This is a genomic window from bacterium, assembly GCA_024226335.1.
Classification (GTDB): domain Bacteria; phylum Myxococcota_A; class UBA9160; order SZUA-336; family SZUA-336; genus JAAELY01.
Genome location: JAAELY010000468.1, coordinates 1 through 10,258, shown reverse-complemented (window position 1 = coordinate 10,258; position 10,258 = coordinate 1). Strand labels below are relative to the sequence as shown.

At 60.9% G+C, this 10,258-nt stretch carries 12 protein-coding genes; 3 read left to right on the top strand and 9 right to left on the bottom strand.

From position 1 onward, the window contains the following. Window positions 1–251 precede the first annotated feature (251 nt). A complete protein-coding gene (gene thiD, locus GY725_22345) occupies window positions 252–1,025 on the bottom strand; it encodes a bifunctional hydroxymethylpyrimidine kinase/phosphomethylpyrimidine kinase (protein ID MCP4006930.1) in 774 nt (257 codons plus the stop codon). Window positions 1,026–1,205: 180 nt separating this feature from the next. Here thiD and GY725_22340 point away from each other — a divergent pair, with 180 nt between their 5' ends. Continuing rightward, window positions 1,206–2,417, top strand: coding sequence for an alkaline phosphatase family protein (locus tag GY725_22340; GenBank protein MCP4006929.1), 1,212 nt, complete (start codon window positions 1,206–1,208; stop codon window positions 2,415–2,417). Here the strand turns inward: GY725_22340 and GY725_22335 are convergent. Together GY725_22335 and GY725_22330 are read right to left on the bottom strand one after the other, a co-directional pair. Further along, window positions 2,383–2,712, bottom strand: a complete 330-nt coding sequence (locus GY725_22335) for a cupin domain-containing protein (protein ID MCP4006928.1) — start codon at window positions 2,710–2,712, stop codon at window positions 2,383–2,385. The genes GY725_22340 and GY725_22335 overlap by 35 nt on opposite strands. Beyond that, on the bottom strand, window positions 2,709–3,809 hold the full coding sequence (locus tag GY725_22330; GenBank protein ID MCP4006927.1) for an Mrp/NBP35 family ATP-binding protein: 1,101 nt from the start codon (window positions 3,807–3,809) through the stop codon (window positions 2,709–2,711). Before GY725_22330 ends, GY725_22335 begins: the two co-directional genes overlap by 4 nt. A gap of 108 nt (window positions 3,810–3,917) precedes the next feature. Here GY725_22330 and GY725_22325 point away from each other — a divergent pair, with 108 nt between their 5' ends. Next, complete coding sequence (locus GY725_22325; protein ID MCP4006926.1) at window positions 3,918–4,247, top strand: methyltransferase; 330 nt, start codon at window positions 3,918–3,920, stop codon at window positions 4,245–4,247. A gap of 42 nt (window positions 4,248–4,289) precedes the next feature. Here GY725_22325 and GY725_22320 read toward each other — a convergent pair whose 3' ends face one another. The 5 genes from GY725_22320 to GY725_22300 form a co-directional block, all read right to left on the bottom strand. Continuing rightward, window positions 4,290–4,430 carry a hypothetical protein gene (locus GY725_22320; GenBank protein ID MCP4006925.1) on the bottom strand — a complete coding sequence of 47 codons (141 nt, stop codon included), beginning with the start codon at window positions 4,428–4,430 and terminating at the stop codon, window positions 4,290–4,292. 1,054 nt (window positions 4,431–5,484) lie between these two features. Further along, window positions 5,485–6,126, bottom strand: a complete 642-nt coding sequence (locus GY725_22315) for a TetR/AcrR family transcriptional regulator (GenBank protein ID MCP4006924.1) — start codon at window positions 6,124–6,126, stop codon at window positions 5,485–5,487. A 1-nt stretch (window position 6,127) separates the two neighbouring features. Then, a complete protein-coding gene (locus GY725_22310) occupies window positions 6,128–6,313 on the bottom strand; it encodes a hypothetical protein (protein MCP4006923.1) in 186 nt (61 codons plus the stop codon). A 41-nt stretch (window positions 6,314–6,354) separates the two neighbouring features. Then, a complete protein-coding gene (locus tag GY725_22305) occupies window positions 6,355–7,350 on the bottom strand; it encodes an MFS transporter (GenBank protein MCP4006922.1) in 996 nt (331 codons plus the stop codon). 296 nt (window positions 7,351–7,646) lie between these two features. Beyond that, window positions 7,647–8,513 (bottom strand): SDR family oxidoreductase, encoded by an 867-nt coding sequence (locus GY725_22300; protein ID MCP4006921.1) that lies wholly within the window; start codon window positions 8,511–8,513, stop codon window positions 7,647–7,649. A gap of 35 nt (window positions 8,514–8,548) precedes the next feature. Between GY725_22300 and GY725_22295 the strand changes: the two genes are divergently transcribed. After that, window positions 8,549–9,334 carry an enoyl-CoA hydratase gene (locus GY725_22295; GenBank protein MCP4006920.1) on the top strand — a complete coding sequence of 262 codons (786 nt, stop codon included), beginning with the start codon at window positions 8,549–8,551 and terminating at the stop codon, window positions 9,332–9,334. Window positions 9,335–9,338: 4 nt separating this feature from the next. On the opposite strand, the gene GY725_22290 is transcribed toward GY725_22295, so the two are convergent. Then, a complete protein-coding gene (locus GY725_22290) occupies window positions 9,339–9,770 on the bottom strand; it encodes a hypothetical protein (protein MCP4006919.1) in 432 nt (143 codons plus the stop codon). Window positions 9,771–10,258 lie beyond the last annotated feature (488 nt).

The following is a 10,258-nucleotide window of genomic DNA, read 5'->3' as shown; positions in this document are numbered from 1 at the left end:
GGCCGAGCAGAGGTATATCGAGCGCTGTAAGTAGATTCGCCGACTCGGATATCCAAGGATCTTCAGTCGAATCTGTTCAGCAGCTAGTGCCCTGTTCCAGAAGTTCGCCAACTATCGCGACGCCCGCCCATCCCCGCCGGCTGCGTTGGAAAGGCCTTGAAGTATCAACGGATACTCCAGCGGCCTCCCGCCTTGCCAGCGTGGCGTCCGGGCACAGGGACAGTCACCGAACTGCTGGAACAGGACACTAGCTAGGCGTGCGTGAGTCGCAGGATTTTGCTGCCACTGCCCATGGGTGAGGCATTCGCGATGGCTTCTTCGAGCCATTGTTTCGCCGATTGGGATGCGTTCTCCAGGGTTTCACCTCGAGCGAGTCGGGCGCTGATCGCCGCCGAAAGCGCACAGCCAGTGCCGTGTACGGCGCCGACGTCGCGGCGCTTGCCGCGCAACCAGAGACCTTCCGTTCCGCTCAGCAGGAAGTCGTCGGGGGGGCCTTCTGCGTGTCCGCCCTTGACCAAAGCCGCTTGCGCACCCTCGTCGAGCAAGGCCCGGGCCGCGCGTTCTGGATCTGCGAAGCCCGTCAGTATTTCGGCCTCGGCCAGATTCGGAGTCACAAGCGCTGCACCTGCGATCAAGCGACTCACCAGGTTTCCCCAGGCTCTCCTCTCCAGCAGGTACGATCCATCGGAAGCCTGGAGCACGGGGTCGATCACGCGGGGAAGTGAATGGCGTTCGAGAATGGCCGCGACTCGGATCAAGACGTCGTCGGTCGCGAGCATGCCGATCTTGATCACATCGGGAACGACATCGCTCAGTAGCGCCTCGAGTTGCTCGCCCACCACATTGGGAAAAGCAGGAAGGGTTCGCCGAATCCCTGTGGTAGTCTGCACTGTCAAAGCCGTGGGTACGGCCATACCGTGGACATCGTGATGCGCGAAGACCTGAACATCGAGCTGCAAGCCCGCACCACCGGTCGGGTCGGAACCAGCGATCGAGAGCGCCCTGGGTATCGCGTCGGCAGTCATGGGCGCAACAGACTAGCAGGGACACGCGTGTCAATCTCGCTTCGCAAGACGCTGATCCGGTTCTTCGCTTGCGCCTCTATCGCGTTGGCGTGTTCACCGGATCCTACGGAATCCGCCGCCCCCTCCGCAGAGGAGGCTCCCGCCCCGGCCGCCAAGCCACAGTACGCCCGTGAGATCAGCATGGAAGAGGCCAAGACGAAGAAGCCCGTGGTTCTCTTGATCTCCATGGACGCGATTCGCCCGGATTATCTCGATTGGGTTCATCTATTCGGGGCCTATCCGTTCGAGCAGTACGGCATCCGGGCAAAGTCCCTGACGCCGGTTTTTCCCACGAATCTGTTCCCGACGCATGCGTCGCTGATCACAGGCGCCTGGCCCAGCCAACACGGTATCGTCAATGATCGTTTCCTGGACGCGAGGCGCGGCTATTTCCACGAGGACCCGAATGCGAACTGGCTCGCGGCCGAGCCGCTCTGGGCGGCCGCCGAACGCCAGGGGATCAAGACGGCCGTCTTTGGTTGGCCCGGTTCGCGCGGTGCCTATCGCGGTATCGAGCCCACGTTCACAGTGCCTCCTTCGCGCGAGAAGGAGCACGAGCGAGGCAAGGTCAATCAGATTGCGGAATGGTACCGCCTTCCCCAGGATGAGACTCCGCAACTGATCATCGCCTACTTCAAGGGGACCGATGCGGCAGCACATCAACACGGTCCCGACGATCCAAACGTATTGCGTTCTCTCAAGCAGCAAGACGTGCAGATCCAGAGGCTTCACATGGATATGGGTGTGCGCAAGGCGTGGTATCACACGACCATGATCGTAGTGAGTGGGCACGGAATGGCTCTGGCGACTGAGGCGATCGACGTCGGTACCCCTCTGCGCGAGAAGGGCTTGAACGTGCTCGTTCCGAAAGGTGGGGGAGCGGCCGTTGTCTACCTCGAAAAGCCCGAGCAACGGGACGAGGCGCTCGAGATCCTGCGAGCACAAGCGAACATCGAGGCGTACCCGAGTGACGAGTTTCTCAAAGGGTACAACGCCTATCAACGCGAGCGCTCGGGCGAAATCATCGTGACGGTGGATCCTCCCTATGTGCTCTGGGATCCTGGGCCCGACCCCGAAGAAGGCATCCCGACCGGACGCGTGAAGAACATCGTCAGGGGCGCACACGGCTACCGGCCGGAAGACGAGAAGATGCAGGGCATCTTCATGGCCGTGGGACGTGGAGTCGAACGCCGCAAGGACATCGGCGTCGTGCACACGATCGATGTTGCGGCTACGGTCGCAAACCTGCTGGGGATTGACCCGCCGGAGCACTCTCAGGGACGGGCACTTCTCGATCCGAACATCCAGTTCGAGATCGCTACGGAAGTTTTTGATCTTCCATCATTGCCGTGAGCACGACCAGCCTGGCACCGGAGTCATTCTCTATGCCATGCACTTCACCCGGTGAAGACAACACCGCTTCTCCGGCTTTCAGCGTCCGCTCTTCGTCGCCCACTCGAAAGCGCCCGCAGCCTTCGACCACCAGATAGATCTTGTTCGCATCGTCGTGGGCGTGCGGTTTCTGCATCTGCCCCGGTTCCAGGCAGTACAGGTCCATGAAGAAACCATCGCCCTGAAACAGGCCGACTTTCTGCATCTTTTCCGCTGCGAAAACATGGGCGCTCTCGTCCCAGCGTACGACATTCATCGGGGAGTATTGACCCATTCGACGTTTGCGCCGACGACCGGAGGTGCTTCGGCGTTGAGCAGAGCGAGTTTGCGCGCAACGATTCCGGACAACTCGCCGAAAGCCTGTCCCGCAACGCTATCGGGAGCCGAAATCCAGGTCGGTTTTCCCGTGTCACCAGCGGTCACGACGTCGGGCTGCATGGGTACGCGTGCCAGTACTTCGACACCCAGTTCCTTTGCGGCGCGATCTGCGCCTCCTTCACCGAAGAGCATGTGCTGCTTTTCGCAACCGTCGCATACGAAGTAACTCATGTTCTCGACGATCCCGAGCACCGGTACGTTCACCTGCTGGAACATCTTCAGTCCCTTGCGCGCGTCGATCAGCGAGACCTCTTGTGGCGTCGTCACGATCACGGCGCCGGAAAGAGGTGCGGTCTGCACGAGTGTGAGAGCCGCATCACCCGTGCCTGGTGGAAGGTCCAGTACGAGGTAGTCGAGGTTTCCCCAAGCCACGTCGCCGAGGAACTGACGGATGACTCCGTGAACCATTGGGCCTCGCCAGATTACGGGTGCGTCATCCCCGGCGAGAAATCCGATCGACATCAGCTTGAGTCCGTAGCTTTGCAGCGGAAAGATCTTCTTGTCTTCGGTGACTCGCGGATAGCCCGAGATGTTGAGCATTAGCGGTATCGAGGGACCAAAGATATCGCAATCCAGCAAGCCCACTTTCGCGCCGGTTCCGGCCAATGAGAGCGCCAGATTCACCGCCACCGTCGACTTGCCGACGCCTCCCTTGCCACTGGCTACCGCGATCACGTTCTTGACCTGCTCGAGCCCTTCGGGTCGATTCTCGTGTGCCGATCCGCGAGTCTGCGCGGTCATCGTCACCTCGACCTCATCCACCCCGGGAAGCGCCGCGACCGCCTGCTCGGCCGCCTGACGGAACATGTCTTTTACCGGGCAGGCAGGTGTTGTCAGTTCGATCGCGAAAGCGACCTTGCCGGAATCGATCTGCAGGTTCTTGATGAACCCGAGGTCGACGATCGAACGCTTGAAATCGGGGTCTTCGATCGGACGCAACGCTTCGAGGACGTCGCGCTCGCTGGGTTGGCTCATGGGCACCTCTCCGCAACGGCGGGCTGCCCGATCATACTGAACTACGGCGTTCTTTTCTTCGCCCCGGTAGCCATCCCAGCATCGGGAGACGGGTTAGACTACCTGCCGATGGCTCCGAAAACCGCTCCGAATGCGTACGACAAAATCTACGCAGTTGTGCGCAAGATCCCACATGGGCGCGTGGCTACCTATGGTCAGGTCGCCCGACTCGCGGGTCTCGGTCGCGCGGCCCGCCAGGTCGGCTACGCACTTCATGCGCTCGTCGACGAGAGCCTGCCCTGGCAACGCGTGATCAATTCGAAGGGCGAGATCAGCCTGCGCGCGCTCGAAGGCCCCGAAGAAGCCCAACGACGCTTGCTTGAAGACGAGGGCATCGATTTCGATCTGCGCGGCCGCGTCGACCTGTCGCGCTACCAGTGGCGCAAGGGCCGAAATTAGCTCGAGCGATTTCCTCGCAGGATTCCCTTCTCAGAAGGTTTCTCAGAACTCTTCCCACTCATCATCGGACACATTGGAACCCGCAGAGTCCGAGGTGAGTTCCGCCGGGTCCCTACCCATTTCCCGGGTGCGTGGCCCCTCCGCCTCGGCACCGGACGGCGCGGCCGATGGCGCGGCGTCCATTGCCAACTCCGCATTCTCCGCGATCCCGCCGCTATTCCGGTTGCGCCGTCGCGTACTGAACCCGACGAGCTCTTGATCCCGCCGATTACACTCTGGAGCTTTGAACCCATCGTATTTGCGTCCTGCTTCAACTTGTCGAAGCTGCCCCGGCATTTTCCTGCGATGGTCGGGCGCACGTCGCCCTCGATAACCTGGGTGAGCTTGCCTTTTCGATACTCGTTGTGGCGTGAGCTGCTGCGAATGCGATGACCGGCTTGAACTCTTTCCAGAGCCCTTCCACTACATCCAGCTGATCGCGAATCTGCTGGGAATCGGTTCTGGGCAGCCCCAGGGTCTCGTCACCGTCCTGCAGACCCTTCAGTGTTCTCTCGGAAAAGGGTGTAGGTTTCCAACAAGCTGAGCTTGCTGTCTTCTCTCTCATGCCCGTAGGCCACCAGCAGAAATCCCTTACTCACCTTCTGAGTCAACATGCATTGCTTTCCGGATAGATTGAGAACGACTCCGAATTTTTCCAACTGGCGGGACCCCGGTTCCCTTCTTCCTCGCAACCGGGCTACACCTGTGAGGTAACTGGCCGGGGATTGAACGACGGAACCGATGCACTTGCCTTTCATAGACACGGAATACTCCATGTCAGTTGCAGCTGTGTATTTGGCGCTCAAAGCACCGTCTTGAGTGACGGCAAGGATGCAATCGCAGCCAGAGTGCGAGACAAAACACTACGGAACTTGCCGTGAACGCTGTCTGCAGTAGCCGGGTCTTCCGGCCTCGTGCGTTACGCCGCGATTCGGAGCAGGACGCAGATCTGCGCACCTGTTGCTATGCCCGACCCGGCACCGTGCTCCACAAGTCGTTCGTTGGCGTCAGTCACATCCGACGGCGCAGACGTCGACTCAACGGTCGATCTGACAGGTATGACACCAAATCGCTGGGCCCAGAGGGATCGCCGGACATCCGCGTCCACGGCGGAGGCAGATGGCCTGGAGCGTCTGCGGAATCCGGAACCAGCTGGATGACGAGTGGCTTCCGGACGACTCGGTTGGCTCGAATCCTGTTAGGCGTCCAGCCGAGGCCGTCGTTCGATCAGCGTCATCATTTCGCTGCGCAAGCGTCGCACGTCCATCGGGACGCGCGCCTGGCGCAATGAAAGTGCGCCGGTCGCCAGGGTGATCAGAATCTGCGCGATCTGGGAAGCGCTGATATCGCGCCTGAGATCGGCGGACTCCTGGCCGCGCATCGCGACTTTCGTCAGGCGGAGCACCGCGCGCTGCAAGAGATCCACGCAACGTTCCCGAATTGCGACCGAGCGCTCGAGTGCCTCTGCGATCCGTTCGGTGGGTACTCGGCGTCCTTCCTGCATCGGCCAGAGGCCTGTCGATACCGCATCGGCGAAACGCGAGAACACGGCGTCAACGCTCTGTTCATCTTCCGGTCCGACCAACGCGTCGAGTACTCCCGCTAGTACCCAGTCGAACAACGCGACCAGAAAGTCGTCACGGTCTTTGAAGTGGACGTAGAACGCACCCCGCGTGAAGCCCGCTCGTGAACAGATTGCATCGAGGCTAGGAGCTTCCAGGCCATGCTCGCTGCACTCTGCCAAGCCCGCTTCGAGCAGAATTCGGCGCGTGCGGCGTTTTGCTTCGGCGCGCGACCCGGGCGGTATCTGTGAGCGTTGATTCATCAGGACCTCAATCATCTCATGCGTCTCTGCTTGCGGTAAAGCCGATCATCGTGCGCATCTTGAAAAGAGCCTGTGGAAGTGCGCAAGAGAAGTCCGTAAATGCGGCGGAGTTGCGCGGTTTTTCGCGTTCGAGTTCGAAACTCCTCCCGTCCGAGTTGCGCAAGAGGAATTTTCCGAATCGCAGCGACGGTAGAGAACCCAACCGAAACTGCTCTTTCGCCGAATACGGGGCTCTTGCTCCAGTCAATTCCCAGAACGTCGAGGTTCCCGCACAAGCGTAGAAATGAACGCTAGGGCGAGCAATTTGAAACCAATAGCAACCCAGAACACGTGTTGGTAGGAGTACGCTGCGGCGAGTGCTCCGCCGGTGACCACGCCTATCGCACCCAAGGCCTCGGACGTCGAGTTGGCGACCGCGATGCGCAACGGAAGATGCTCTCGCTCGCCGAATTCCAGCACCAGGTTCTGGGAAGCCATCATCCAGCCGCCCAGGCCGATTCCCAGCAGGCTGAAGACGAGCATAACCGCGCCAAAACTCTGATCGGCGAGCAATAGAAGGGTCGAAGAGACCCAGAAGATCATCGCCGCGATGAACACGAAGCGAAAACCCGTTCGATCGGCGATCAAACCCCAGCCCAGGCTTGCTCCCGATTGGCTAAGGATGAACGCCGCCGAAAACGCCCCGAGTTCAGTTCCGGAAAACTCACTGCGCGCGAAGAGAATGTAGAAGGGAACCGCCATGCGCCCCGTGCTCGCCAGCGCGCGCGCGATGAAGTAGTAGGTGAAATTCCGGTCGCCACGCAGTAATGCGGGAATCTCCGCAATCCGGCTTCCCACTCCGGAGCGGTCCAGGACGGTGGGAGATTCCGGCTCGCGAATGAATACGAGCATCGCCAGGCCGCAGCTCGTCAGGGCGAACGCGACCAGGAAAGTCGCTGCATAGCCATTTCCGAGTGCGTTGTTTTCAACCAGAAACCCGCCGTAGGCGCCGACAGCGGCGGCCGTCAGGCCGGCCAGTGCGCCTCGTAATCCCGAGAGTACGCCGCGCCGCTCGATCGGAATGACCTTCCCCATCAAGAAATTGAAGATCACGCCCTGCATCCCCATAAAGAAGCCGAACAAACCGAGGAAGATGCAGATTGCGATCAGGTCCCAACCGCCCGTCAGGAAGAAGCCCGCCAGTGCGACTCCCAACACCTGCAGGCGCATGACCCCGCCGACCAGAAAACCCAATGGCAAGACGCGCCGCCGGTGCCCGATCAGGGAGGCGCTGAGAATCGGAGACAGGCACTGCCCAAGCGCCTGGGCTCCTCGTGCCAGGCCGACTGCGAAATCTGAGCCGGACAGCAGGAGTACATAGGCCGGGATGAAAGTGGGAGCCTGGATCAGACGAAAGCCAGTCTGGCCCAGAAGGCCGTGCGCGAGATGTGCCAGGTAGTTTCGCTTCAGGTTGCCCCAGACCTCGTCGCGAAACTCGAGCTCACTTCGAACCGCCGGGGAATCCGTGATTTCGGTCCGTCCCGGGGAAGGCGAATCTACAGACAGGTGACTGCGCCGCCGTCGACCGGGATGATCGCGCCCGTAACATAGGCTCCGGCTCGTGACGCCAGGAAGAGAGCGACACCGGCCATGTCCTCGGGCTCGCCGATGCGTCCGCGCGGGGTGGAGGCAATGATCGAATCCCGGAAGGCATCCAGTGTGGCTGCCATCATCTTGCTTTCGAAAGCCCCGGGAGCCACGCCGTTGACCGTGATGTTCTCTTTGGTCAGCTTGCGCGCGAGTACCTTCGTCAGTTGGTGCAGGGCGGCCTTGCTCGTCGAATAGGAGTAGGTCTCGAGGGCCGGCGCATGCAGGCCGTCTACCGAGCCGATGTTGATGACGCGCGCCGGGTCTTCTGCACTCGACGCCTTGCGCAACAGCGGCAGCAGGTCGCGCGTCAGGAAAAAGATCGATTTCACGTTCAGGTCCATGACCTTGTCCCAACCCGACTCGGGAAATTCTTCGATGTCCTGCCCCCAGTTCGCACCGGCATTGTTGACCAGGATGTCGAGCTTCGATTCTCGTTCGCCCAGATCCTCGACCAGAGCGCGTACCCCGTCGAGTGTGGAGAGGTCCGCCGGCAGTGCGATGCAGGTGCCCAGCTTGGAGAGCTCCGCAGCCAGTTCTTCGCAAACATCGGCTTTGCGCGAGGAAATATACGTCCGGGCTCCGTTCTCCACATATCCTCGGGCAATCATTTCGCCGATCCCGCGGGAGCCTCCGGTGACCAAAGCGATCTTGCCTTCGACAGAGAACAGGTTCTTCAAGGGGGCTCCTTCGGATGGGTCGGCGTCGCTGATTCGACCGCCCGGCCAGTGTACCAGTTCCTGTCGTTTGACCCCGATCCGGCTTCTGAATAGCATTCACGTACCGACTGGTTGAGAAGGAGACGAGAACGATGGCCGATTTCGAATTTTGTACTGTCGAGCGGGATGGGAACCTCACACTGGTTACGATCAACCGCCCGAAGGTGATGAACAGCCTGCATCCGGCAGCAAACAACGAACTGGAGCAGGTCTTCGACGATTTCTCCAACGATCCGGAGCAGTGGATCGCAATCCTGACCGGCGCGGGCGATCGCGCGTTCTCGGCCGGAAACGATCTGAAGTACACGGCGGCCGGCAAGGGCAACATCTCTCAGCCCAAGACCGGCTTTGGCGGTCTCACTTCGCGCTTCGATTGCGTCAAGCCAGTTATTGCCGCAGTCAATGGCGTTGCGATGGGCGGCGGTTTCGAGATCGCTCTGGCTTGCGACCTGATCATCGCTTCCGACAACGCCATCTTCGCGCTGCCGGAGCCGCGTGTCGGCCTGGCGGCGCTCGCCGGGGGATTGCAGCGCCTGCCCAGGCAGATCGGCGTCAAGCGTGCCATGGGTATGATCCTCACCGGCCGGCGCGTCAGCGCGGCCGAGGGTCTGGATCTCGGCTTCGTCAATGAGGTCGTTCCGCAGGCTGACCTCATGAATGCCGCGCGCGCATGGGCCGATCAGATTCTGGAGTGCGCTCCACTCTCGATCCGGGCCAGCAAACAGACCGTAATGCAGAGCCTGGACCGCTCCGATCTGGTGGAGGCTCTGCAGAACGGGCAGTACTCCGCGATCGGTGACATGGTTCGCAGTGCGGACTTCAAGGAGGGCCCGCGCGCATTCGCCGAGAAGCGCAAACCGGAGTGGAAGGGCGCCTGAGCGACTATTCCGGAACCGCCATTCCTCGCTGGACTGCGGGACGCTTGCCGATGCGTTCTAGCCATTCGACCACGCGTTCACTCTCCATGACCTGCGCCATTCCCAGTTGGAGCGGAATGCTCAGCCACGGGTAGTGCATGATGTCGCCGATGCTGTAGTCGCCGGCCAGGTATTCGCGACCGTCGGACAGGATGCGCTCCAGGACTCCGATCAGGCGGCTCACTTCACCCCCGAAGATCTCCAGCATCTCCGCGTTTTTCTCGCCTTCTTTTCGCAGAGCGGCACCGAAGCGACCCATGTTCGGTCCGATCCCGCCCGTTTGAAAGAACGCGTACTGGATGGCTTCCATGCGCTTGATGGGGTCTCGCGACAGGATCTCACCTTTTCCGTACTTCTCGGCCAGGTGAAGCAGGATGGCTCCAGATTCCCAGATCACTTGTCCGTCGTCGTCGAGTACCGGAATCTTGTGGTTGGGATTGAGCGCGAGAAAAGGCGTTTCCTTCTGCTCACCGTCGAGTGCGACCCGCTTGACCTCGTAGTCGAGTCCGAGTTCTTCGAGTCCGATCGAAATCTTGCGACCGTTGGGTGTGCCGGCGGTGTAGAGTTAGCCCTGATCCGTCATACCGCCTCGGCGAAAACCGCCTTCGGCTCGCGCCAGAGCACGCGCTTCGCGGTCGTACTCGACCGCGCTCATCCTCACTTGGGTGAAACCCAAGCTCCGGTGAGCACGGCCTGCGTGCGACCCCGAATCACGCACTCTGACGCGTTTTCTCGCGAGGCGGTACGACGGATCAGGGCTAGATCAATCCGTGTCCTTTCAAGGTCTCGTGGGTGGCGGAGGAACACCGGTGACTGCGAACTCACCCGTCCTCCAGCGATAGCCACAGATTCCGCACGACCGGCGATCAGTCGCAAACGCGCGGT

Bases quoted from the DNA above. Each gene is read 5' to 3' on its own strand.
- GY725_22330 (MCP4006927.1), bottom strand. From the start codon at position 3,809: ATGAGCCAACCCAGCGAGCGCGACGTCCTCGAAGCGTTGCGTCCGATC.
- GY725_22325 (MCP4006926.1), top strand. From the start codon at position 3,918: ATGGCTCCGAAAACCGCTCCGAATGCGTACGACAAAATCTACGCAGTT.
- thiD (MCP4006930.1), bottom strand. From the start codon at position 1,025: ATGACTGCCGACGCGATACCCAGGGCGCTCTCGATCGCTGGTTCCGAC.
- GY725_22340 (MCP4006929.1), top strand. From the start codon at position 1,206: ATGGAAGAGGCCAAGACGAAGAAGCCCGTGGTTCTCTTGATCTCCATG.
- GY725_22315 (MCP4006924.1), bottom strand. From the start codon at position 6,126: ATGATTGAGGTCCTGATGAATCAACGCTCACAGATACCGCCCGGGTCG.
- GY725_22320 (MCP4006925.1), bottom strand. From the start codon at position 4,430: ATGGACGCCGCGCCATCGGCCGCGCCGTCCGGTGCCGAGGCGGAGGGG.
- GY725_22335 (MCP4006928.1), bottom strand. From the start codon at position 2,712: ATGAATGTCGTACGCTGGGACGAGAGCGCCCATGTTTTCGCAGCGGAA.
- GY725_22295 (MCP4006920.1), top strand. From the start codon at position 8,549: ATGGCCGATTTCGAATTTTGTACTGTCGAGCGGGATGGGAACCTCACA.
- GY725_22300 (MCP4006921.1), bottom strand. From the start codon at position 8,513: ATGCTATTCAGAAGCCGGATCGGGGTCAAACGACAGGAACTGGTACAC.